26 protein-coding genes are annotated in these 25505 nt (G+C 41.1%); all 26 read left to right on the top strand.

What is annotated here, in order from left to right:
- The first annotated feature begins 25 nt into the window (after window positions 1-25).
- Complete coding sequence (locus PGQ33_RS07065) at window positions 26-901, top strand: YitT family protein (RefSeq protein ID WP_117835665.1); 876 nt, start codon at window positions 26-28, stop codon at window positions 899-901.
- Between the two features lie 80 nt (window positions 902-981).
- Window positions 982-1245 carry a type II toxin-antitoxin system prevent-host-death family antitoxin gene (locus tag PGQ33_RS07070; protein WP_117835667.1) on the top strand — a complete coding sequence of 88 codons (264 nt, stop codon included), beginning with the start codon at window positions 982-984 and terminating at the stop codon, window positions 1243-1245.
- 13 nt (window positions 1246-1258) lie between these two features.
- A complete protein-coding gene (locus PGQ33_RS07075) occupies window positions 1259-1540 on the top strand; it encodes a type II toxin-antitoxin system RelE/ParE family toxin (RefSeq protein WP_243000045.1) in 282 nt (93 codons plus the stop codon).
- 233 nt (window positions 1541-1773) lie between these two features.
- Window positions 1774-2193, top strand: coding sequence for a winged helix-turn-helix domain-containing protein (locus tag PGQ33_RS07080; protein WP_117824309.1), 420 nt, complete (start codon window positions 1774-1776; stop codon window positions 2191-2193).
- Between the two features lie 336 nt (window positions 2194-2529).
- Window positions 2530-2658 carry a hypothetical protein gene (locus PGQ33_RS07085; RefSeq protein WP_270205525.1) on the top strand — a complete coding sequence of 43 codons (129 nt, stop codon included), beginning with the start codon at window positions 2530-2532 and terminating at the stop codon, window positions 2656-2658.
- Entirely contained in the window at window positions 2655-2960 is a 306-nt protein-coding gene (gene rhuM / locus PGQ33_RS07090) for a RhuM family protein (protein ID WP_270205526.1), read from the top strand. Before PGQ33_RS07085 ends, rhuM (PGQ33_RS07090) begins: the two co-directional genes overlap by 4 nt.
- A gap of 10 nt (window positions 2961-2970) precedes the next feature.
- Window positions 2971-3222, top strand: a complete 252-nt coding sequence (gene rhuM / locus PGQ33_RS07095; RefSeq protein ID WP_243006461.1) for a RhuM family protein — start codon at window positions 2971-2973, stop codon at window positions 3220-3222.
- A gap of 55 nt (window positions 3223-3277) precedes the next feature.
- Window positions 3278-4681 (top strand): hypothetical protein, encoded by a 1404-nt coding sequence (locus PGQ33_RS07100; protein ID WP_270205527.1) that lies wholly within the window; start codon window positions 3278-3280, stop codon window positions 4679-4681.
- Between the two features lie 40 nt (window positions 4682-4721).
- Window positions 4722-6707: an excinuclease ABC subunit UvrB gene (gene uvrB / locus PGQ33_RS07105; protein WP_270205528.1), complete on the top strand. Its 1986-nt coding sequence runs from the start codon at window positions 4722-4724 to the stop codon at window positions 6705-6707.
- Between the two features lie 27 nt (window positions 6708-6734).
- Complete coding sequence (gene uvrA, locus PGQ33_RS07110; protein WP_270205529.1) at window positions 6735-9575, top strand: excinuclease ABC subunit UvrA; 2841 nt, start codon at window positions 6735-6737, stop codon at window positions 9573-9575.
- 96 nt (window positions 9576-9671) lie between these two features.
- Window positions 9672-10661, top strand: a complete 990-nt coding sequence (locus tag PGQ33_RS07115) for a rod shape-determining protein (RefSeq protein ID WP_055157310.1) — start codon at window positions 9672-9674, stop codon at window positions 10659-10661.
- 61 nt (window positions 10662-10722) lie between these two features.
- Entirely contained in the window at window positions 10723-12945 is a 2223-nt protein-coding gene (gene recD2 / locus PGQ33_RS07120; RefSeq protein ID WP_270205530.1) for an SF1B family DNA helicase RecD2, read from the top strand.
- A gap of 38 nt (window positions 12946-12983) precedes the next feature.
- Window positions 12984-13724, top strand: a complete 741-nt coding sequence (locus tag PGQ33_RS07125; protein WP_117823981.1) for a ComF family protein — start codon at window positions 12984-12986, stop codon at window positions 13722-13724.
- A gap of 54 nt (window positions 13725-13778) precedes the next feature.
- Window positions 13779-14174 (top strand): hypothetical protein, encoded by a 396-nt coding sequence (locus PGQ33_RS07130; protein WP_055157315.1) that lies wholly within the window; start codon window positions 13779-13781, stop codon window positions 14172-14174.
- On the top strand, window positions 14174-15340 hold the full coding sequence (locus tag PGQ33_RS07135) for a hypothetical protein (protein WP_270205531.1): 1167 nt from the start codon (window positions 14174-14176) through the stop codon (window positions 15338-15340). The genes PGQ33_RS07130 and PGQ33_RS07135 overlap by 1 nt, the downstream gene beginning before the upstream one ends.
- 55 nt (window positions 15341-15395) lie before the next feature.
- Window positions 15396-16283: a diadenylate cyclase CdaA gene (cdaA, locus tag PGQ33_RS07140; protein WP_175305997.1), complete on the top strand. Its 888-nt coding sequence runs from the start codon at window positions 15396-15398 to the stop codon at window positions 16281-16283.
- A gap of 58 nt (window positions 16284-16341) precedes the next feature.
- Window positions 16342-17541, top strand: coding sequence for a CdaR family protein (locus PGQ33_RS07145; protein WP_270205532.1), 1200 nt, complete (start codon window positions 16342-16344; stop codon window positions 17539-17541).
- Window positions 17531-17794, top strand: coding sequence for an HPr family phosphocarrier protein (locus tag PGQ33_RS07150; RefSeq protein ID WP_270205533.1), 264 nt, complete (start codon window positions 17531-17533; stop codon window positions 17792-17794). Before PGQ33_RS07145 ends, PGQ33_RS07150 begins: the two co-directional genes overlap by 11 nt.
- A gap of 7 nt (window positions 17795-17801) precedes the next feature.
- Window positions 17802-18983, top strand: coding sequence for a MerR family transcriptional regulator (locus tag PGQ33_RS07155; protein ID WP_270205534.1), 1182 nt, complete (start codon window positions 17802-17804; stop codon window positions 18981-18983).
- 537 nt (window positions 18984-19520) lie between these two features.
- Window positions 19521-20417: a glucose-1-phosphate thymidylyltransferase RfbA gene (rfbA, locus tag PGQ33_RS07160; RefSeq protein WP_055156554.1), complete on the top strand. Its 897-nt coding sequence runs from the start codon at window positions 19521-19523 to the stop codon at window positions 20415-20417.
- 19 nt (window positions 20418-20436) lie between these two features.
- Complete coding sequence (gene rfbB, locus PGQ33_RS07165; RefSeq protein WP_055156571.1) at window positions 20437-21456, top strand: dTDP-glucose 4,6-dehydratase; 1020 nt, start codon at window positions 20437-20439, stop codon at window positions 21454-21456.
- Window positions 21457-21478: 22 nt separating this feature from the next.
- Window positions 21479-22420 (top strand): dTDP-4-dehydrorhamnose reductase, encoded by a 942-nt coding sequence (rfbD, locus tag PGQ33_RS07170; RefSeq protein ID WP_117556372.1) that lies wholly within the window; start codon window positions 21479-21481, stop codon window positions 22418-22420.
- Between the two features lie 16 nt (window positions 22421-22436).
- Entirely contained in the window at window positions 22437-23048 is a 612-nt protein-coding gene (rfbC, locus tag PGQ33_RS07175; protein WP_270205535.1) for a dTDP-4-dehydrorhamnose 3,5-epimerase, read from the top strand.
- 154 nt (window positions 23049-23202) lie between these two features.
- The gene (locus PGQ33_RS07180; RefSeq protein ID WP_117556370.1) at window positions 23203-24114 is read left to right on the top strand and encodes a nucleotidyltransferase family protein; all 912 of its coding nucleotides are present in this window, start codon (window positions 23203-23205) and stop codon (window positions 24112-24114) included.
- An 18-nt stretch (window positions 24115-24132) separates the two neighbouring features.
- Window positions 24133-25077, top strand: coding sequence for a glycosyltransferase family 2 protein (locus tag PGQ33_RS07185; RefSeq protein ID WP_117556368.1), 945 nt, complete (start codon window positions 24133-24135; stop codon window positions 25075-25077).
- Between the two features lie 7 nt (window positions 25078-25084).
- Window positions 25085-25501: a GtrA family protein gene (locus tag PGQ33_RS07190; protein WP_270205536.1), complete on the top strand. Its 417-nt coding sequence runs from the start codon at window positions 25085-25087 to the stop codon at window positions 25499-25501.
- Window positions 25502-25505 lie beyond the last annotated feature (4 nt).

Consider the following 25505-nt stretch of genomic DNA (forward strand, 5'->3'; position numbering starts at 1 on the left):
ATGTCATGATAGGGTAGGTTTGGGAATGAAAAAACAAATCAATTGCAAAGAAGTTGCATGGGAACTATTTACACTTACCGCTGCAGTGGCAATTATCGCTGCAGCGGTTTATTTCTTTCTGGTGCCGAGCCATGCATCGGTCAGCAGTATTTCCGGTCTTGGAATTATTCTTACGAATTTTATACCTTTACCGCTTTCAGTGATCACGATGGCCCTGAATGTTGTTCTTTTGATCATCGGATTCATAACATGTGGACGGGAATTTGGTACGAAAACCGTGTATACCAGTATCTTACTGCCGGTATTTATCGGCATTTTTGAACGGATTTTCCCGAATATCGGTTCCCTGACAAAAACCCAGGAACTGGATGTCCTCTGTTATGTTCTGGTAGTCAGTGTAGGACTCAGTATTCTCTTTAATATGAATGCTTCTTCCGGCGGACTTGATATTGTGGCTAAGATCATGAATAAATATCTGCACATCGAATTGGGGAAAGCCATGTCTTTAGCCGGTATGTGTGTGGCGCTTTCGGCAGCACTTGTATATGATAAGAAGACGGTGGTTTTAAGCGTTCTTGGTACTTATTTTAATGGGATGGTGGTAGACCATTTTATCTTCGGGCAGAATCTGAAACGAAGAGTATGTATTATTACAAAGTATGAAGAAGAACTTCGGAATTTTATTCTGCATGAGCTTCATAGTGGAGCGACCATTTATGATGCCATCGGAGCGTACAATTTAGATAAAAGACACGAGATCATTACGATCGTAGATAAAAATGAGTATCAGAAACTCATGAATTACATCAATAATCTTGATCCGAAGGCTTTCATCACAGTGTACACGGTGGCAGACATGAGATATCAGCAGAAGGTTTTGGAAAATGAAGAAAGAAGTTAGTGATCTACTCCATCAGGTTTGCAAATTGATAAATGTACAATATTCTGTTATAATAATGTACAAAGAAAGGAGGAGTTACAATACCAGTAATAAAACCAATTACAGATTTAAGAAATACAAATGAAATATCTGAAATATGTCACAAACAACAGCAACCAGTATTTATTACAAAAAATGGTTATGGAGATTTAGTAGTTATGAGTATGGAAACTTATGAAGAATTACTCAGCACAAATCAGATTGATAAGGCAATTTTTGAAGCAGAACGGGAAGTCGCAGAAGGTGCAGAGTTATTAGATGCATGTGAGGCATTGGGAGAACTCAGGAGGAAACATTTGGGATAAATATACCGTAAAAATGTTTCCACAGGAATATAGAGATATTGATAAGATATACGAGCAGGCACTTCTTGTTAGTAATTATGCTGATAATGCAATTGCACTGGCAGAAAAACTTGAAAAAGCAATTTTAAGTTTGGAAGAACAGCCATATCGAGGGGCAGAAAGAAAATATGGATTTTATGCTTTTAAAGAATATAGGCAGTTGACTGTAGAAAACTATATTATCATTTATGAAGTGTTTGAAAATGAAAAAGTTGTTGCAGTGGTAACTGTAAAATATGGAAAAAGTGAGTTTTAGAATCAAGAAATCTCACTGAAATATAAAAGGTACTAAAAAACGTCACAATTTGTGGCGTTTTTTTAGTGCAGGAAAAAGGAGACCAAGAGTGTCAGAAATCAGATTTTCATCAAAGGAAAGAAGCTGATATCTTATTTGAAAAAAGAGAAGAACCGTTTAATATTTATGAATATTGCAAAAAGTAGTAATTTTTTCTGTTAAAAAAATGAAGTAATATAAGAAAAGGGATACAAATGAAAAAAGTATTGATTGCTGCGGATGAGGTAGATAAGTGGAGTCGGCTTTGTGAAGGGTTACAAAATGAGTGGGAATGTACGACCGTTAATCTGGATGCATTTGAAAAATTCCATACCATAGCGGTCTATGACGCAGTATTGATAAGAGAAAAGCAGAAGATTATACAAAAGGGAAAACTTCTGATTGACTGGTGTTATCATACGGTTTACTGGAGAGAGCATGAGCTTGCAACCCTAAATGAGCGAGAAAAGGCATTCCTGTATCTGCTGGCAGAGTCCTCCAAACAGGTAGTTACCCATGAGATTATCATTGAACAGTTATGGAAAGAACCGTATGAAGACGACTCTGCCAACATGATCTGGTGTTTTGTACACAGACTTGACTTGATTATAGAAGAATATTTCCACGCAGCATGATGAAAAATAGAATAGTAGTGATAGAAAAAAGTACAAAATAAGAATCGAACATTTGTGCTTTTTTCTTGCCTTCATCTATATACTTTCAAAAAAATGTCTGATATAATAGGGACTGTTACAAGAACAAACAGTAAAAATATGACAGAATCGGAGCCTGGTATCATCAGGTATTTCCAGGTGCTGTTTTATCCGCAAAAATGAATTTTGTGACTTTTATTCGTAACGAAACAAAAATGACCTCTATTCGAGACAAAAATAGGCATTTCGTTACGAATCTGATTACGAATTTTTGGCTGATAGTGATCGTACTAAAAGTCACAAATGGAGGGATTTATCATGAATGCAGAAAAAGGACATTCGCAATCCGCTGACAATAGTCAGCTGCTTACTCATAAAAGCAGCCCGCAGGGCGGACATGCTTTTAAATTAAAAGCCCCATATAAGCCAATATTTCCTTGTATTTGAAAAATATTTATAAGGAAGAAGAGTTAGATGAAAATCGAACTACCGAGTTTTTCTCGGTAGTTCAAAATGAGGGACAGCGTAACGTTAAAAGAAAAGTAAAATGTTATAATTTAGCTGCAATTATAGCTGTTGGATATCGAGTGAATTCTAAGAAAGTTACACGCTTTCGGCAGTGGGCTACTAAAACATTAAAAGAATATATTACAAAAGGGTTTGTATTGAATGATGATATGCTTAAAAACGGCAGACCTTTTGGAAAAGACTATTTTGATGAATTACTTGAACGCATCGCGATTGAATAGACTTGTGACAATGTTTATTGATTATGCAGAATTAATGGCTGAAGATGAGATATTAATGAGCATGCAAGACTGGGTTGATCAAACGAATCAGTTTTTATTGAATAATAGGCGAAAGGTACTGAATGGAAAAGGGAAAATTTCTCATGATGTTGCTATGCAAAAAGCTGAGAAGGAATATGAAGTATTTAGAGTTAAACAGGATAGAGAATATGTTTCTGAATTTGATCGGGAAGTAGAGAAATATCTTAAAGGAAATGATTAAGAAAGTTATTTGTAACAATTTATAAATTAGGAATATGTAGTGGGAGGAAAAATTTATGAAAATGAATTTTAAAGGATTAGTTGACTTGCACACATTACCCAAAACGACTCCGTTATTACCTTTATATGAGGCTATTATAAATTCTATACAAAGTATTGAAGATGCTCAAATATCGAATGGGAAAATAGAAATTATAGTTGAACGTGATAAACAAATGAATTTATTTAATCAGTGGGAAACGGATATAGAAAATATTATTATTGTTGACAATGGGATAGGCTTCGATGATGAAAATTATAATTCTTTTGATACTTATGCTAGTGAATATAAGATTCAAAAGGGTTGTAAAGGTGTTGGGAGAATGTTGTGGTTAAAAGCGTTTTGCAGTGTCAGTATAGAAAGTATATTTGTCGAAGAGGATAAGAAAAAATGCAGAACGTTTTTATTTGATGCAAATCATGCAGTTCATGATATGAAGGTTAAGGAATTAAGTTCGGATGTTTTACAAACTACTAAAGTACGATTAAATGGGTTAAGAGAACAATACAAAGGGAATTGTCCAAAAAAATTAGATACTATAGCGAAAAATATATTAAATCATTGTTTTACATATTATGTATTGGGAAAAGCGCCTAAAATAATAGTAAGTGATGAACGAGATATAATAGATATTGATGAATTATATAAAGAAAATATTGGAGATAATATAAAAATTGATGATATAGATATCAAAGGAACTACTTTTAAAATAATACATTCTAAGAATTATATGAATTCTAAAGATAATCATACAATGAACTTTTGTGCCAATCATTGGGTTGTACAACCTATCTCTTTGACAAAAATAATGGGGAATATCAGTGTAAAATTGAAAGATGAAAAGGGGGAATTTATATATAATGGATATATAATAGATTATTTGCAACATAATTTGTGGATAATAGATGAAAAATTGGCATATCATCATTACCTTGCATCTGATATGAAAATAAAAAAGATGGAAGAAGTTGAAAATAATAGTGGAAAAGAGCCAGATTTAATAATTTTTGATTCGCCGTTTGCATTTACTGACGAAGAGGAGCAACCATATAGAAATATAACGATAATTGAGTTTAAACGACCGGGCAGAGAACACTATAATGATGCTGAAAATCCAATTAGGCAAATTAAAGAATATATGGATGATATAGTAGAGGGAAAAGTGAAGACGAAAGATGGTGAATTTCTGAATGGAACAGAAAATATTCGATTTTTTTGTTATATTATATGTGATGTGGATTTAAGTATAAAGAAGCTGGCTAAACTAGAGGACTTGAAAGTAACTCCAGATAATATGGGTTTTTATAAGTATATTGATTCTTATAAAGCGTATTTAGAAATTATTCCGTATAATAAATTGATACAAGATTCGAAAAAAAGAAATAGAATATTATTTGATAAACTTTTTAACCAAAGTTAGTAATTATGTAAATTTAGGAAGATTATTCAGGAGAAATCATATGGATCATTTTGAATTAGTATCAGAATATAAACCAACAGGAGACCAGCCACAGGCAATCAAAGAACTAGTCGAAGGTTTTAAAGAAGGCAATCAGTGTCAGACATTGCTTGGCGTCACCGGATCTGGTAAGACATTTACCATGGCGAATGTCATCCAACAATTGAATAAACCAACGCTGATTATAGCACACAATAAGACACTGGCTGCGCAGCTTTATGGGGAATTTAAAGAGTTCTTTCCAAATAACGCAGTAGAATATTTTGTCTCCTACTACGACTACTACCAGCCGGAAGCTTATGTTCCGTCATCCGACACTTACATTGCCAAGGACTCTGCCATCAACGATGAGATCGACAAGCTCCGCCACTCTGCGACAGCAGCGCTTTCTGAGCGGAATGATGTTATCATTGTGGCAAGTGTGTCCTGCATTTACGGACTGGGTTCGCCGATTGATTACAAGGAGATGGTGATTTCACTTAGACCGGGCATGATCAAAGACAGGGATGAAGTTCTGAAGAAGTTGGTTGAGATCCAGTATGACCGCAATGATATGGATTTCAAGCGTGGAACGTTCCGGGTGCGAGGAGATGTGGTTGAGATTTTCCCAGCGTATTCGGAAAAAATTGCATACAGAGTTGAATTTTTCGGTGATGAGATAGACAGAATAACAGAGATTGATACATTGACCGGTGAAGTGTTGAATGTGATCGGGCATGTGGCAATTTTCCCGGCATCTCATTATGTAGTGTCCAAGGAGAATATGGAGCGTGCCATCGGGGAAATTGAAAAAGAACTGGAGCAGCAGATCCGTTATTTTAAAGGGGAAGATAAGCTTCTGGAAGCACAGCGTATTTCTGAGAGAACGAATTTTGATATAGAAATGATGCGAGAGACAGGATTTTGTTCCGGAATTGAAAACTATTCGAGGCATCTGACCGGGCAGAAAGCAGGGGAGCCGCCATGTACATTGATTGACTATTTTCCGGATGATTTTCTGATCATGATCGACGAGTCGCATAAGACGATTCCACAGATTGGAGCCATGTATCACGGCGATCAGTCGAGAAAGACAACATTGGTAGATTATGGATTCCGTCTGCCATCGGCAAAGGATAACAGACCGCTCAGCTTTGGGGAATTTGAAAGTAAGATTGACCAGGTACTGTTTGTATCGGCGACACCGGGAGAGTACGAGGAGTCTCATGAACTGCTGCGGGCAGAGCAGGTAATCCGACCGACAGGTCTTCTGGATCCGGAAGTAGAAGTGCGTCCGATCGAAGGACAGATTGATGATCTGATCAGTGAGGTAAATAAAGAAACAGCGAAGAAGAATAAGGTACTGATCACAACGCTGACAAAGCGTATGGCGGAAGATCTGACCGATTATATGCGGGAGCTTGGCATTCGTGTGAAATATTTACATTCGGATATTGATACTCTGGAAAGGACAGAGATCATCCGGGATATGCGTTTGGATGTATTTGATGTACTGGTTGGAATTAACCTGCTTCGAGAAGGTCTGGATATTCCGGAGATCACACTGGTAGCGATTCTGGATGCGGACAAAGAAGGTTTTCTGCGTTCGGAAACTTCACTGATCCAGACCATTGGTCGTGCGGCGAGAAATGCAGAGGGGCATGTTATCATGTATGCGGATAACATGACGGATTCGATGCGGATGGCGATTGATGAGACGATGCGCCGTCGTGAGATTCAGATGAAATACAATGAAGAACATGGAATCACGCCACAGACGATCAAGAAGTCGGTGCGTGATCTGATCAGTATTTCAAAGAAGGTTGCAGCAGAAGAGATGAAGCTGGAAAAAGATCCGGAATCCATGAGTGTGGCAGAGCTGGAGAAGCTGGTCAAGAAGCTGGAAAAGCAGATGAAGAAAGCGGCAGCAGAGCTGAATTTCGAGGCGGCAGCAGAGCTGCGGGATAAGCTGATCGAGCTGAAAAAGCATTTGAATGAGATGGAGTAAAGCGAAGAGATAGAAGAGGAAGAACAGATGGCAGAAGAAAAGAAAGAACTGATAAAGATCAGAGGTGCGAACGAGCACAATCTGAAGAATCTTGATGTAGATATTCCGAGAAACAAACTGGTAGTACTGACCGGTCTCAGTGGTTCCGGCAAATCATCCCTTGCATTTGATACAATTTATGCAGAGGGACAAAGACGATATATGGAATCTCTGTCTTCTTACGCAAGACAGTTCCTTGGGCAGATGGAGAAACCGAATGTAGAAAGTATTGAAGGGCTTTCACCGGCGATTTCCATCGACCAGAAGTCTACGAACCGCAATCCGAGATCCACAGTCGGAACCGTGACGGAGATTTACGATTATTTTCGACTGCTGTATGCAAGAATCGGGATTCCGCATTGTCCGAAGTGTGGAAGAGAGATCAAGAAGCAGACGGCAGATGAGATGACCGATCAGATCATGGCACTTCCGGAAGGAACAAAGATCCAGCTGATGGCACCGGTTGTGCGGGGGAGAAAGGGAACCCATGTCAAGCTTCTGGACAGAGCAAAGAAAAGCGGTTATGTCCGTGTAAGGATTGACGGAAATATGTATGAGCTTTCCGAAGGAATCACATTGGACAAGAATATCAAACATAATATTGAGATTGTTGTAGACCGTCTGGTTGTCAGGCCGGGGATTGAAAAAAGACTTGCAGATTCCATAGAAAGTGTATTAAGTCTTGCGGAGGGGCTTCTGGTCGTGGATGTGATCGGAGGGGAACCGTTGAATTTCAGTCAGAATTTTGCCTGCCCGGACTGCGGAATCAGTATTGATGAGATCGAGCCGAGAAGCTTTTCATTTAACAATCCATTTGGTGCCTGCCCGGTATGTTTCGGACTCGGATATAAAATGGAGTTTGATGAAGACCTGATGATTCCCGACAAATCACTCAGCATCAATAAAGGAGCAATCGTGGTGGCAGGATGGCAGTCCTGTACCGATAAGAGCAGTTTTACTCACGCGATTCTGGAAGCGCTCTGCAAGGAATATCATTTTGACCTGGATACGCCGTTTGAACAGTATCCGAAGGAAATCCAGGATATTTTACTGCGTGGGACTAATGGAAAAGAAGTCAAGGTCTATTATAAAGGACAACGCGGGGAAGGGATCTATGACGTTGCATTTGATGGACTGATCCGAAATGTGGAGCGAAGATACCGTGAGACAGGATCGGAGACTATGAAAGCGGAATATGAGAGTTTTATGCAGATCACACCTTGCCGAGAATGTGGCGGACAGCGACTGAAAAAGGGCGCGCTTGCGGTAACGGTCGGAGATAAAAATATTTCAGAAGTAACAGCAATGTCGATTGAACGGCTTCAGCGGTTTATCAGCAGTCTGGAATTGTCAAAAACGCAGCAAATGATCGGTGGACAGATATTAAAAGAGATCAAAGCGCGCCTGCAGTTCCTTCTGGATGTAGGTCTGGAATATCTGACACTTGCCCGTGCAACAGGAACTCTTTCCGGTGGAGAAGCACAGAGAATCCGGCTTGCGACGCAGATCGGTTCCGGTCTTGTGGGGGTGGCTTATATTCTGGATGAGCCAAGTATCGGCCTGCACCAGAGAGATAATGACAAACTTCTCGCAACACTCAAGCATCTCCGTGATCTCGGAAATACACTGATTGTAGTTGAGCATGATGAAGATACCATGCTTGCGGCAGATCAGGTAATCGACATCGGACCGGGAGCCGGAGAACACGGTGGAGAGCTGGTTGCCCAGGGAACGGCACAGGAGATCATGAAAGTAGAACGGTCGATCACAGGTGCATATTTAAGCGGAAAGATCAAGATTCCGGTTCCGGTAACCCGCGCAGTTCCGACCGGCTGGATCAAAGTTGTAGGTGCAGCAGAGAACAACCTGAAAAATATTGACGTGAAGTTCCCACTTGGTGTGATGACCTGTGTAACCGGCGTATCAGGTTCCGGTAAGAGTTCATTGGTGAATGAAATCCTTTACAAGAGTATGGCGAAAAAGCTAAACCGTGCCCGTGTGATTCCTGGAAAGCATAAGCGGATTGAAGGACTGGAAATGCTGGACAAAGTGATCGACATTGACCAGTCTCCAATCGGAAGGACGCCAAGATCCAATCCGGCGACATATACCGGAGTATTCGACCTGATCCGGGATCTGTTTGCGGCAACCGCGGATGCGAAGGCAAAAGGCTATAAAAAAGGAAGATTCAGCTTTAACGTCAAGGGCGGACGCTGTGAAGCGTGTAGCGGAGATGGAATCATCAAGATCGAGATGCATTTCCTTCCGGATGTATATGTGCCGTGTGAGGTATGCGGCGGAAAACGCTACAACCGTGAGACGCTGGAGGTAAAATATAAAGGAAAAAGCATTTATGATGTTCTGAATATGACGGTAGAAGAGGCGCTTCATTTCTTTGAAAATGTACCGAGTATCCGTAGAAAAATGGAGACACTTTACGATGTAGGACTTTCTTATATTCGTCTTGGCCAGCCGTCTACAACCCTTTCCGGCGGTGAAGCACAGCGGATCAAGCTTGCAACTGAACTGAGCCGGAGAAGCACTGGGAAGACAGTGTACATTCTGGACGAACCGACAACCGGACTTCATTTTGCAGATGTGCACAAGTTGACGGAAATCCTGCGCAGACTCGCGGCAGATGGCAATACGGTTATAGTGATCGAACATAACCTGGATGTGATCAAGACAGCAGATTATATTATCGATATCGGACCGGAAGGCGGTGACAAGGGGGGCACAGTTGTTGCGTGCGGTACACCGGAAGAAGTGGCAGAAAACCCGAATTCATATACAGGAAAATACATCAAAATGATGCTGGACAGAAAATGATACAGAAATCTTAAAAAATCCTGAACTTGAAAAAAAGACTTTCTATTTATTAAAGATTTGATTATAATAAGGTGAGTATGTGAAAGGGGAATCGTGATGTCAATAGATTTAGGAATTGATTTAGGAACAGCAAGTATCCTCGTTTATGTGAAAGGAAAGGGAGTTGTACTGAAAGAACCTTCAGTCGTTGCCTTTGACAGAGATACCAATATGATAAAAGCAATCGGTGAAGAAGCAAGGCTGATGCTTGGAAGGACACCGGGGAACATTGTTGCGGTAAGACCTCTCAGACAGGGCGTTATTTCCGATTACATTGTCACAGAAAAAATGATCAAATATTTTGTTCAGAAAGCACTGGGGAAGCGTACATTTAAGAAGCCGAATATCAGTATCTGTGTGCCAAGCGGTGTTACAGAGGTTGAAAAAAAGGCGGTAGAAGAGGCTGCTTTTGCAGCCGGTGCGCGGGAAGTACATTTGATTGAGGAACCGGTTGCAGCGGCAATCGGAGCCGGAATAGATATTTCAAAACCATGCGGCAACATGATCGTGGATATCGGTGGTGGTACATCCGACATTGCGGTGATTTCCCTTGGAGGAACTGTTGTGAATACATCATTAAAAGTTGCAGGTGATGATTTTGATGAAGCAATCGTCCGTTATGTCCGGAAAAAGCACAATCTGCTGATCGGAGACAGGACAGCAGAAGATATCAAGATCAAGATCGGAACGACATATCCTCTTGTAGAAGATGAATCAATGGAAGTAAGGGGACGAAACCTGGTAACAGGATTGCCAAAGACGGTCACGGTAACGGCTTCTGAGACCGAAGAAGCACTGCATGAGACTACAAGTCAGATCGTCGAAGCGGTCATTGGGGTTCTGGAGAGAACACCGCCGGAACTTTCCGCGGATATTCTGGATCGTGGAATTGTACTGACAGGTGGAGGTGCGCTGCTTCGCGGGCTGGAAGAACTGATCGAAGAAAGGACAGGCATCAATACGATGACAGCGGAAGATCCGATGAAGGTTGTTGCAATCGGTACCGGTCAGTATGTGGAGTTTATGAACGGAAAAAAAGATTTCTAGTGATAAGCACATGAGAAGGCTGTTTCTGTAGAGAGACAGCCTTTTTAAAAAGGAAAAAAGTATGGAAACAGTAAAAGGTTACGTAGAACACATTGTATTTCGCAATGAAGACAATGGATATACCGTATTTAATTTGAATAATGATGATGGCGATCTGACCTGTGTCGGAAACTTTAACTATTTATCAGAGGGAGAGCTGGTTGAGGTGAACGGAGAATATGTGGTTCACAGTGTATATGGAACACAGCTCCGAGTGCTGAGTTATGAGATCAAAGCACCGGAAGATCTGCTTTCGATTGAACGCTATCTGGGATCAGGGGCGATCAAAGGGGTTGGTGCATCTCTTGCCGGCAGGATTGTGAAAAAATTCAGGGAAGACACCTTCCGGATCATCGAAGAAGAACCAGAAAGACTTGCGGAGGTGCGTGGGATCAGCGAACGTATGGCAAGAGAGATCGCTGTACAGGTAGAAGAGAAAAAAGATATGCGGAAGGCAATGATCTATCTTCAGAAATTTGGGATTTCGACGACACTTGCAGCAAAGATTTATCAGTTTTACGGTCCGAAGACCTATCAGGTACTGGAAGGAAATCCATACCAGCTTGCAGATCAGATTCAGGGGATCGGATTTAAGATCGCTGATGAAATCGCAACGAAGATCGGCATTCATTCAGACTCGGATTTCCGTATCCGGAGTGGTATTTTTTATACCTTACAGCAGAGTGTTGCCGAAGGGCATGTCTATCTGACAAAGGACGTGTTGCTTCGTCGGGCATCTGCACTTCTGGAAGTGGAGATTAAGGATATTGAGAAATACCTGATGGATCTGTCGATGGAAAAGAAGATCGTACTCAAAGAATCTGAAGAAGGTCTGCGGGTATACGTGTCCCACTTCTATTATCTGGAACTCAATACCGCGAAAATGCTGCATGATCTGAATCTGGAATATGAAGAAGCCAATGTAGTGATCGAAAAAAAGATCCATCAGATTGAAAAAGAAGCCGAAATGCAGCTTGATGAGAAGCAGGAAAATGCGGTCATGGCGGCTGTGCGGAATGGAATTATGATTCTCACAGGAGGTCCTGGAACCGGAAAAACGACGACGATCAATGCCATGATCGAATATTTTCACAGTGAGAATATGGAAATTATGCTGGCAGCACCAACCGGGCGTGCCGCAAAAAGAATGACAGAGGCAACCGGATGGGAAGCGCAGACGATCCACCGGCTTCTGGAGGTGAACGGTAATCCGGAGGAGGATGAGAACCCGAGCCGGAACGGATTTGCAAGAAATGCAGACAATCCACTGGAAACCGACGTGATCATCATCGATGAGATGTCTATGGTAGACCTGCCTCTGATGAATGCACTTCTTACCGCAATTGTACCGGGGACAAGGCTGATCCTGGTAGGGGACTGTAACCAGCTTCCATCAGTAGGCCCGGGAAGTATTTTGAAGGATCTCATCGCATCGGAATGTTTTCCGGTTGTCATGCTGACCCGGATTTTCCGACAGGCACAGGAGAGTGATATTGTGGTAAATGCACATAAGATCAACCGGGGAGAACCGGTCCTTTTGGATAATAAGAGCCGGGATTTCTTCTTCTTGAAAAGACAGGATCCGAATGTGATCATCAGTGTTCTGCTGACACTGATCCAGAAGAAACTTCCCAAATATGTCAATGCAAAACCATATGATATCCAGGTACTCACACCGATGCGGAAAGGACTGCTGGGAGTGGAAAGGCTGAATAGTATTTTGCAGGAGTATTTGAATCCACCGGAGCCGGGAAAAGCGGAAAAAGAATATGGCGATCACAAATTCCGCGTGGGCGACAAGGTGATGCAGATCAAGAATAACTATCAGCTTGAATGGGAGATCACAACCAAGTATGGACTGACGGTGGATAAAGGGATGGGGATTTTTAATGGCGATATGGGAATTGTTACCGAGATCAATACATATACTGAAACACTGGAAGTTGAATACGATGAAAAGAGAAAAGTAAAGTATCCGTTTGAATTGCTGGAAGAACTGGAGCTTGCCTATGCGATCACCATTCACAAGTCGCAGGGAAGCGAATATCCGGCGGTTGTCATCCCTCTTCTGAGCGGACCGAGACAGCTGTTTCACAGGAATCTTCTTTACACGGCAATCACAAGAGCCAGAAAATGTGTGACAATTGTCGGAAATGACCAGACCTTCCAGGAGATGATCCGGAATACCAATGAACACAACCGGAATACCAGTCTGGCAGAACGGATCCGGGAGTTCTGCGGATAGTTATACAGAAAATGTAGAAAATCAAATCCGAAAAGCGGATGGAAAACTTAAAAAAGGTCAAAGAAACAATTCTGGAACTAATTTATCCCTCAAAATGTCCGTTTTGTGGAGAAATTGTAAGTGCAGGAAAGAAACATTCTACGGAACACAATGGAATCTGCAAGGCGTGTCGTGAAAAACTTCCTTATATTGGTGAAGTAAGATGCATGTGCTGTGGAAAGCCTTTGACAGATCCGGCTGAAGAATATTGCTATGACTGTACCAGGCAGAAGCATCTTTTTGTTGATGGCAGAAGTCTCTGGGTGCATAAAGATGCAGTGGAAAATGCAGTTTATGCAATGAAATATCAGAACCGGAGGATTTACGGACAAACGTTCGGAAAAGAAATGGCAGAGCATTTTCTTTCTTATCTATGGGAAAGAAAGATCACCTTGATCGTGCCGGTTCCGCTGCATTCCCGGCGAAAAAGAAAGCGGGGATTTAATCAGGCAGAAATTGTAGCAAAGGTATTATCAGAAAATACCGGAATTGCCATGGATGCAGGTGCTGTTAAGAGAATTAAGGCGACTAGTCCTCAGAAAGAGCTGGGCGATAAAGGGAGAAAACGAAATATCAGGGGAGCATTTGCAGTGCAGAAAAATGTAAAAGGAGAAAATATCGTTTTGATCGACGACATTTATACGACAGGAAGTACCTTAGACGAGGCGGCGAGAGTGCTGAAAAAGGCAGGAGCCGAAAATGTATACTTTTTGACGGTAAGTATTGGACAAGGAATCTGATATTTGTTATACTGAAAGTAATGCATATACGAATAAAACGTATGAGGTGACAAAATGTTAAATGAAAGCAAAGTTAAGCTGATGACAAGGATGGCGATGTACGAAAGCAAACAGGGAGAGGAAGATTTTAAGATCAGTTCTTATTATAAGAAAGATTACCGGAGCTTTCACACCATTGCTACGATCATATGGGTCACGGTCGGTTATGCTGTTGCAGTGGGAATCGGAGTTATTGCTTTTCTGGATGAACTGATGGGAAATCTGAATATGCAGTTTCTTGTGATGCTTGCGGCAGCTGTGATAATTGGATATCTGGTACTTGTTATTTTTTATGGAATCGTTGCTTCCCATTTTTACGGAACCAAACATGAAAAAGCAAGAAAGCGTGTGAAACAATTCAATCACGATCTTACAAGACTGAACAGAATGTATGAAAGGGAGAAACGATAATGAATGATCTGATAGTATGGAGAGATAAATTACAGGAATTATACGCGATGAAATCAATCTATATTGATAAAGCTGTGCAGTTTGTTCTGGCACTGGTCACATTTCTTATGATCAACCAGAATATTGGACTGATGAAAGCGGTGGCGACACCGGTTGTAGCGGTGGCACTGGCAGTAATCTGCACCTTTCTTCCACCGGTTGTAACGGCGTATGTGGCGGCAGGACTTGTAATTGTGCATCTGTTCAAACTGTCTATAGGAGTGGCAGCGGCAGCGGCACTGATCTTTGTGGTAATGTTTATCTTTTACTGCAGATTTACTCCGAAAAAGGCACTTCTTCTGCTGGTCACACCGGTAGCATTTATGCTTCATGTTCCGTATGTGGTGCCGGTTGCCTGTGCGCTTGTACTTGGACCGATTTCAGCAGTACCGATTGTATTTGGAACGATCATTTACTATATGATCGAATGTGTGAGAACTTCGGCAACAGCAATCACCAGTGCAGATGGAATTACCAAGCAGATTTCGCTGTTTGTGAAGACGGTATTCCAGGATAAGACTCTGTGGATCACTGTGATCGCATTTATTATCTCTATTTTTGTGGTGTATACAGTGCGCCGGCTTTCGGTAGATCATGCGTGGAAAATCGCAGCAGCATCCGGTGCGGTTGTGAATATTGTTGTAATTGTGATCGGAGATATTGTATTCGATATACATACCTCTTATAATATGCTGATCATTGGAAATATTGCAGCAGTCGTGATTGGTTTTATCATGGAATTTTTCCTGTTCTCGGTGGATTATTCCAGAACAGAACGTCTTCAGTTTGAGGATGATGAATATTACTATTATGTAAAAGCCATCCCTAAGATTTCGGTGACAGCTCCGGAGAAGACGGTCAAACATATCAATGAGCGGAAAGAAACAGGTGAGATTGCGGGAACAGAGCCGGAGAGAAGACAGAGGTCGAAGAGTGGGCAGACGGAAAAACCGGCAGTACGCAAAACAAAAACGGTTTCTAAGGTAAAACGGCCAAAGAGTCCGGCAGTTCAGCGACCGACAAGAGTTGGGGGCAATACAGATGAAATCCTTCTTGCACAGAGCCTGAAGGAAGAACTGGATATTCAGAGCATTGTGGAAAATGAACTGAATAGCGATAACAAATAGGGAAATATTATAAAAAACAGGGGTATAAATAACGGATAGAAAAGGGGGTACACTGTTGAACACAGTATTAACACAGGTTTTAAAAAGATTTGTATCAGAATCGTGGTACTTCCCGCAGATCCGGGTAGTAGATGCTGTTGAGATACTGATTATTACATTTTTATTCTATCAGATTATTCTCTGGATAAAGAATACAAAAGCCTGGATGCTGCTGAGGGGGATTCTGGTTGTTGCATTGTTTATTCTGGTGGCTGCAGTTTTTAAAATGTATACGATTTTGTGGATTGCACAGAATTCACTTCCGGTCATGGCAACCGCAGTCGTGATCATTTTCCAGCCTGAGCTCAGAAGAGCATTGGAAAAACTGGGGGAAAAACAATTTGTTCCCAATATGGTAGCACTGGATAAAAGAGGAAAAGATAATGTACGTTTCAGCCAGAAAACGATTGATGGAATCGTAGAAGCATCCTTTGCGATGGGAGCAGTGAAGACAGGAGCACTTATCGTCGTAGAGCAGGCAATCATGCTGACAGAATACGAGAGCACCGGAATCGCGCTGGACTGTATTGTATCACCGCAGGTATTGATCAATATTTTTGAACACAACACACCACTTCATGATGGCGCGATCATTGTCCGTGGAGACAGGATCGTATCAGCGACCTGCTATCTTCCATTGTCAGACAATATGGGAATCAGTAAGGAGCTGGGGACCAGACATCGTGCAGCAGTCGGAATGAGTGAGGTGAGTGATGCTCTGATCGTCACCGTATCAGAAGAGACCGGGTATGTATCTGTAGCGATGGGCGGACAGCTTGTGCGCAATGTTACACCGGAATATCTGAAAAAACGTCTGGAATCTATCAGTAAGAAGAGTATGGAGATCGGACGTTTGAAAAAAATATGGAAAGGATGGAGATCGCATGAAAAGGGCGTTGACTAAAAACTGGGGTCTTAAGTTGTTGGCATTTGTATTCTCTGTCCTTTTATGGATAATTGTTATGAATATTGAAGATCCGGTGGACGAACGGACATTTTCCGGAATCCAGGTGACAGTGACACATCCGGAAATCGTAACAAATCCGGGCAATACATATCAGATTCTGGATGACAGCAGGACGATATCCGTAACAGTAAAGGCAAAACGTTCTATTTTAAATAAAATTAAAACTGATGATATCAGAGCAACAGCGGATATGAAGAATCTGGATGTCAGAACCAGATCCCTGATCCCGATCGATATATCGATCCCTTCTTATGCAGGAAGGTTTGAGGCGACTGCCAATCCGATCAATCTGCGAGTAAGCATTGAACTTGGAAAATCAGAGACTTTCCCGATCACTGCAACCAGTTCGGGAACACCGAGAGACGGATATCAGGTGGGTGAGCTGAAAGCAAATCCGGAGAAGATTAAGATCAGCGGACCAGAATCAGTAATCGATTCAATCGACAAGGTGGTAGCACTTGTCGATGTTTCAGGACAGTCTAAAGATGAGGAAAAAGAAGCAGAGCTGATTCTTTATGATAACAATGGAAAGATCGTAGATTCGACACAGATTGAAAATAACCTGGGAGATGAAGGACTGAAAGTTCAGATAACTATGCTTCAGACAAAGAGTATTCCGGTAGAATTTGATACTTCGATGATTGGCACTGCCAGCGGATATCATTTCAGTGGGATCACGATCCAGCCGGAAAGTATTCAGATCGTAGGTACAGAAGAGCAGCTTGCAATGGTGGATTCTATTGAGATTCCGGCAGAAGAGCTGGCAGAAGATGGTCTGGACCAGACAATAGAAAAGACAGTAGATATCGCCAATTATCTTCCGTACTGGGCAAAGACAGACCAGGACAGCGCAGGAGGCGTACCGATCGTTATAAAGATCCAGGTAGAGAAATTCGGAACTAAGACAGTTGAATTCCCATACAATTCCATTGCGCTGCTGAATGCACCAAAGGATTACAAGGTGTCATATGCAGAACAGGGCGATCTGGAAATTGTTGTGCGTGGTTCTAAAGAGGATCTGGATGATTTTACTCTTGAAAAAGGAAGCGTGTCAATCAATCTGAACGATTGCAAGACAGCGGGAACCTATAATGTTCCGATCCAGGTTACACTTCCTGACGGAATTGAACTTGAAGATACGATCAATGTACAGATCACATTGACAAAGAGCAGTGGAGGAGAAAATGATCAGTAAAAAGGTAACGATCAAAAATCCGACGGGATTGCATTTGAGACCGGCAGGACTTTTCTGCAAGATGGCACTGGAATATGAAAGTAAGATCACTTTTCATTACCGGGATACGGAAGGAAACGCGAAAAGTGTTCTGAGCGTACTTGGTGCATGCATTAAGTCCGGAGATACGATTGAGATCGTGTGTGAGGGAAAAGATGAAGAGAAGGCACTTGACGCTATGGTAGAATTAGTGGAAAGTGGGATTGGAGAGTAAGAGATAAATGAAAAAAGAGGGATTTTATTCATCGGGAGAATTTGCCCGTATGGCACATGTCACCGTGCGTACCATCAGATATTATGACAGCCATGATATATTAAAACCGTCTTTTGTAAATGAATCAGGAGCTCGTTTTTATACAGATGAGGATTTCACAAGACTTCAGCAGATACTTCTGCTGAAGTTTTTGGGTTTTTCGCTGAATGATATCAAAAATATGACTATCGGAGATATGGATTATCATTTTTTGTCAGATTCGCTGGAAGTACAATTAAAACTGGTTCGTGATAAGATCGAACAATTGCAGCTGGTTGAAAAGGCAATTGAAGATACTTCCGGTGAGATCAGAGAGTATCATACGGTAAACTGGAACAAAATGCTGGAACTGATTCATCTTACAGGAATGGAAAATGCGGTAAAGAAGCAGTATCAAAATGCCACCAATATTGCTTCCCGAATCCGCCTGCACCGATTATATTCGGTAAATAAAGAGGGATGGTTCCCCTGGATCTATCGAAATCTTGAATTGAAAAATGGACTGAAGGTTTTAGAAATCGGTTGTGGAAACGGAATGCTCTGGAAAGAGAATATACAGAAAATACCAGACAGCATCAGCATAACACTTTCTGACCTGTCCGAGGGTATGTTAAGAGATGCCAGAAGAAACATCGGTCAAAAGGATAAGAGATTCGAATTTGAAATCCTAGATGCAGAAAAGATTCCCTTTGTGGCAGAAACCTTTGATCTGGTGATCGCCAATCATATGCTGTTTTATTGTGAAGATCTGAGTCAGACCTGCAGGGAAGTGGCAAGAGTATTAAAGAAATCCGGAAGATTCATATGCAGTACCTATGGAAAAAAACATATGAAAGAAGTAAGTGAGCTGGCAAAAGGATTTGACAATCGGATTGTACTGTCAGCTGACAATCTGTATGAGAAATTTGGGAAAGAAAACGGAAAAGAAATCTTGAAACCATATTTTCATGAAATTTCGTGGCAGGAATATAAAGATAAGCTGGAAATTCAGGATGCAGAACCGTTGATCGCATATATCCTTTCCTGCCATGGCAATCAGAATCAATACATCTTGAGCAGATACCAGGAGTTCAGAGATTATGTAAAACAAAAAGCTGGCAAAGGATACGATGTGACAAAAGAAGCAGGCATTTTTGTCTGCAGGAAATAAACAGTGCAAAAATGTCTGCTTCTATCTTGAGAACAGGATAAATAATATTAAATCCGGTCAAGAGGCTAGACTTCTGAAATCAGGATCTCCAAAGAAAGTATGGAATGTGAAATCAGAGAATCTGCCTTGATCAGAGAATCTGAATTCCAGGTTTCATAGTAAATTTCTTTGGTGTTTCAATATATGCTTTTCCTTTAATGTCATATCTTTGCACCGATTCAATTAGGAAAGAATGTTAAGAAGATCTTCCAGTCACAAATACATCCATATTATCTTTACGAAGGTAGTCATTCAGAACAGCTTCAAAATAAAAATCTTTGTGAATCTCCATCTTAAAACCTCCTTGCGAAAGATTTTTGCAACATGTTGCATTTTTCTATTCTACAATTATATTATATGTGTTAATCTAGATCCTTAAATATATCATAAAAAAAGACTTGAAGGTAACGTAACGTCATCTTTTATAATAGTAATTGTAAATAATAGAACTAAATTGCTGCATACAGACAAGATCGTGTACAGAGAGGAGAATTTTAGATGAAAGGAATCATTCTTGCTGGTGGATCAGGAACAAGACTTTATCCATTAACCATGGTAACATCGAAACAGCTACTTCCGATTTATGACAAACCAATGATTTATTATCCAATGTCAGTGCTTATGAATGCGGGGATTAGAGATATTCTGATTATTTCGACACCTGCAGATACACCGAGATTTCAGGATCTGTTAGGAGATGGACACCAGTTTGGCGTAAATCTTCAGTATGCTGTACAGCCAAGTCCGGATGGACTGGCACAGGCATTTATCATAGGAGCAGACTTTATTGGTGATGAGCCGGTGGCAATGGTTTTAGGAGATAATATTTTTGCCGGACATGGCTTGAAGAAGAGATTAAAAGCCGCAGTAGAAAATGCAGAAACAGGAAAAGGGGCAACCGTTTTCGGATATTATGTAGATGATCCGGAACGTTTTGGAATTGTAGAGTTTGATAAGAATGGAAAAGCTGTCTCTATTGAAGAGAAGCCGGAACATCCAAAGAGTAATTATTGTGTAACAGGTCTTTATTTTTACGATAACCGTGTTGTTGAATACGCAAAGAACTTAAAACCAAGTGCAAGAGGAGAACTGGAAATCACAGATCTGAACCGCATTTATCTGGAAGATAACAGCTTGAATGTGGAACTTCTTGGACAGGGATTTACCTGGCTTGACACAGGAACCCATGAATCACTGGTAGATGCAACGAATTTTGTAAAGACAGTAGAGCAGCATCAGCATAGAAAAATCGCGTGTCTCGAGGAAATCGCATATCTGAACGGATGGATTTCAAAGGAAGAAGTTCTCGAGGTTTATGAAGTTTTAAAGAAAAATCAGTATGGACAGTACCTGAAAGATGTATTAGATGGAAAATATCAGGAACATTTGTATTAAGAAAGATGAGGAAATAAGAATGACGATAATTGTAACCGGAGGAGCCGGATTTATAGGAAGTAACTTTGTATTTCATATGCTGGAAAAATATCCTGACTACCGAATTGTATGTGTAGATAAGCTGACATATGCAGGAAACTTATCCACTTTGGCACCGGTCATGGATAATCCGAACTTCCGTTTCTGTAAGATTGATATCTGCGACAGAGAGGCAATTTATCAATTGTTTGAAGAAGAACATCCGGACATGGTTGTAAACTTCGCAGCAGAATCCCATGTAGACCGTTCCATCGAGAATCCGGAAGTATTCCTGGATACCAATATCAAGGGAACTGCTGTTATGATGGACGCCTGCCGTAAATATGGAATCCAGAGATATCATCAGGTAAGTACAGATGAAGTATATGGTGATCTTCCGCTGGACAGACCGGACCTTTTCTTTACAGAAGAAACACCGATCCACACAAGCTCTCCGTACAGCAGTTCCAAGGCAGGAGCAGACCTTCTGGTTCTTGCTTATCACAGAACCTATGGACTTCCTGTAACCATCAGCCGTTGCTCCAACAACTATGGCCCATATCATTTCCCGGAAAAACTGATTCCGCTGATGATCGCCAATGCATTAGCTGATAAGCCGCTTCCGGTTTATGGAGAAGGCTTAAATGTACGTGACTGGTTATATGTTGAGGATCATTGCCGTGCCATAGACCTTATTATTCATAAAGGACGTGTCGGAGAAGTGTACAATGTCGGCGGACATAATGAAATGAAGAATATCGACATCGTAAAGATCATCTGCAAAGAACTTGGAAAACCGGAAAGTCTGATCACACATGTAACCGACCGTAAAGGACATGATATGCGTTACGCCATCGATCCAACTAAGATCCACAATGAACTTGGATGGCTTCCGGAAACCAAATTTGAAGATGGAATCAAAAAGACCATTCAGTGGTACTTAGATAACAAGGAATGGTGGGAGACAATCATTTCCGGCGAATATCAGAATTACTATGAAAAAATGTATGGCAACAGATAAGAATAGTAGGAGCGATAGTCGAATGAAAGTATTTGTAACAGGTGTGGCAGGTCAGCTTGGCCATGATGTCATGAATGAATTGAAAAAAAGAGGCTATGAGGGCATCGGTTCCGATCTTGCACCGGAATATGCAGGAGTGCAGGACGGAAGTGCTGTTACCACAATGCCATATGTTCCTTTAGATATTACAGATAAAGAAGCAGTAGAAAAAGTTCTCACAGAATGCAGACCGGATGTTGTGATCCACTGTGCTGCATGGACTGCGGTAGATCTTGCAGAAGATGAGGATAAGATGGCAAAGGTTCGTGCTATCAATGCCGGAGGGACAGAAAATATTGCAAAGGTTTGCAAAAAGCTTGACTGCAAGATGGTTTACATTTCCACAGACTATGTATTTGACGGACAGGGAACAGAACCATGGCAGCCGGATTGCACTGCTTATAAGCCCCTGAATGTTTACGGACAGACAAAGCTGGAAGGTGAGCAGGCGGTCAGCAGCAATCTTGAACGCTACTTTATCGTTCGTATTGCATGGGTATTTGGAGTAAATGGAAAGAACTTCATTAAGACGATGCTGAATGTAGCAAAAACACATGATACGTTGAAAGTTGTAAATGACCAGATCGGTACCCCGACATATACCTATGATTTGGCACGTTTGCTGGTGGATATGATCGAAACCGACAAATATGGTTATTATCATGCGACAAACGAAGGCGGCTATATCAGCTGGTATGATTTTACTAAGGAAATATTCCGACAGGCCGTAGAGATGGGAAGAACAGAATATGCCGAGGATGCTGTGAAAGTGCTTCCGGTTACAACGGAAGAATACGGAGTTTCCAAGGCAAAACGACCGTTTAACAGCAGATTAGATAAGAAGAAGCTGGTGGAAAATGGTTTTACACCTCTCCCGACATGGCAGGATGCTTTGAAGAGATATTTGAAAGAAATTGAGTTCTAGGTAAGGAGCGGAAAAAATGGGACAGATTAAAGTAGAAAAAAATGCAGGTGGAATCGAAGGACTTTGCGTGATCGAACCAACCGTACACGGTGATGCGCGCGGATATTTTATGGAGACCTACAATCAGAAAGATATGGAAGAAGCAGGACTTACAATGACCTTTGTACAGGATAATCAGTCTTCTTCTACCAAAGGAGTACTCAGAGGTCTGCATTTTCAGAAACAGTTTCCTCAGGGAAAACTGGTTCGTGTTGTAAAAGGAAGCGTTTTTGATGTCGCTGTGGACTTGAGAAGTGGATCCGAAACCTATGGGAAATGGTTTGGAGTAGAACTGACAGAAGAAAATAAAAAACAGTTCTATATTCCGGAAGGATTCGCTCACGGATTCCTGGTGTTATCTGACCTGGCAGAATTCTGCTACAAGTGTACAGATTTTTATCATCCGGGAGATGAAGGCGGACTTGCATGGAATGATCCGGAAATCGGCATCGAATGGCCGGAGCTGACGGGAGAATATCATGGTACAGCAAGCGGCGAAGGTTATACATTGACAGATGGAACCAAACTGAATTTAAGTGAAAAAGATGTATTATGGAAAGGTTTGAAAGATACCTTCCGATTTGAATAACAGGAATACTTATCCTCGGCACGAGTTGTGCCGGGGATTTTCATTTTATGAGAAAAATCTTAAAAAAAAGGAAAAATGTTTTAATTGAACCTTGTATGTGTTATAATCAGAGGTAAATGTTAAAATTTTGCTATATACAAATGGAGGAATTATTATGAATAAAGCTACATTAGTTGTTATGGCAGCTGGGATTGGAAGCAGATTTGGCGGTGGCATTAAGCAGTTAGAGCCGGTAGGACCAAAGGGCGAGATCATTATGGACTATTCCATTTATGATGCAATACAGGCAGGTTTTGATAAAGTTGTTTTCGTTATCAGAAAAGACTTGGAGGAAGATTTCCGTAGAATTATCGGAGACCGTATCGAGAAAAAAATCAAAGTCGAGTATGCTTTCCAGGAGGTGGATGATATACCGGCAGAATATAAAGAAAAGTTTGCCGGAAGAACGAAACCTTGGGGAACCGGTCAGGCCATTTTATGCTGTAAGGATGTAGTAAAAGAACCATTCCTTGTAATAAATGCGGATGATTATTATGGAAAAGAAGCTTATGCAGAAGCTTTTCGTGAACTGACAAAGGAAGAAGAGAAGTCAGACAAGATGCAGATCAGCATGGTAGGCTTTGTTCTTAAGAATACATTGAGTGAGAATGGCGGTGTGACACGAGGAGTCTGCAAGGTGGATGAGAACCAGATGCTGACCAAGATCGTGGAAACCTCCAATATCGTGAAAACAGAAACAGGTGCCGCAGTTTTAGCTGATGGAAAGGAAGAAATCATTAATGCGGATACTCCGGTTTCTATGAATATGTGGGGACTTACACCAGAATTTTTTGGTATTTTAGAGAGTGGTTTTGCTGAATTCCTTGACAAACAAGAAGCAGGCAATCTGAAAGGAGAATATCTGCTTCCGACCATTATCGGAGATCTTCTGGAAAAAGATCAGGTTTCGGTAAAAGTGTTAAAATCCCATGACAAGTGGTTTGGGGTTACCTATAAAGAAGACAAAGACCTTGTCGTAAGAGAAGTAAAAGCTCTGATAGAAAAAGGGCTATATCCAGAGAATTAAGGAAGAGGAAAAGAATAAATGGGTGATGTATTATATATAGTAGTTCCTTGCTACAACGAAGAAGCGGTTCTTCCGGAAACGCAAAAAGAACTGAGCAATAAGCTGGAAACAATGATTACAGCTGGTGCTGTTTCCGAAAAGAGCAGAATTATTTTTGTAGACGACGGATCAAAAGACAAAACATGGGAACTCATCGAAAAATATCACAGTGAGAATCCGAGAATTGGCGGTGTCAAGCTGGCACACAACAGAGGTCATCAGTTCGCAGTTCTGGCCGGTCTTATGACAGTAAAAGATCTGTGTGATATGGCGATTACCATGGATGCGGATCTACAGGATGACATCGATGTAGTAGACAAATTTGTTGAAAAATACAAAGAAGGCTGTGAAGTTGTATATGGAGTCAGAAATTCCCGTGCAACGGATACGTTCTTCAAAAAAACGACTGCAGAAGGATTTTACAAGATCATGCAGGCGATGGGAGTAGACATCGTATTTAACCATGCAGACTATCGACTGATGAGTAAAACCGTATTAGATGCCTTATCTGAATATAAAGAAGTAAATCTGTTTCTGCGTGGAATCGTTCCACTGATCGGGTACAAAAGCGATACCGTAGAATATGCAAGAAAAGAACGTTTTGCCGGAGAATCCAAATATCCGCTGAAAAAAATGCTTGCCTTTGCTATTGATGGAATTACTTCATTCAGTATTAAACCAATCCGTCTGATCACAACTCTCGGTGTAGGAGCCTTATGCGCCAGTGCGCTGATGATCATCTGGTTTATTATCGGAGCAGTCAGAGGAAACACAGTTTCGGGCTGGGCAACCATCGTTATTTCCATCTGGCTTTTTGGAGGACTCATCTTATTAGGTCTTGGCGTTGTCGGAGAGTATATTGGAAAGATTTATATGGAAGCAAAAGGAAGACCACGCTTCAGAGTAGAAAAATTCTTAGGGTAGAAGTAGAATGCAGAAATTAAAAGAATTATGGGATAAAATCGGAGTCCAGTTTATTAAATTTGGCATGGTAGGAGTAAGTAATACAGTTGTTTCACTGGCAACTTATTATTTGTTTACATTTTTTGGTGTGTATTATCTCATCGCGAATGCACTTGGATTTGTGACAGGAACGCTGAATGCATATTATTGGAACAGCAAATTCGTATTTAAAGAAGAAGCAAAAGAGAGTGGCAATAAAAAAGAATCCTTGGTAAAAACCTATATTTCTTATGGATTCAGCTTCATCCTCAGTACTCTTTTACTTTATTTACAGGTTAACATCCTGGGAATATCACAGGCTGTGGCACCGATTATCAATATTATGATCACAACGCCGATTAATTTTTTGATGAATAAATTTTGGACATTTGCTAAGAAGGGATAAATGG

This window comes from Coprococcus sp. AM100_B19A, from assembly GCF_027662015.1.
Lineage (GTDB): Bacteria > Bacillota > Clostridia > Lachnospirales > Lachnospiraceae > Allocoprococcus > Allocoprococcus comes.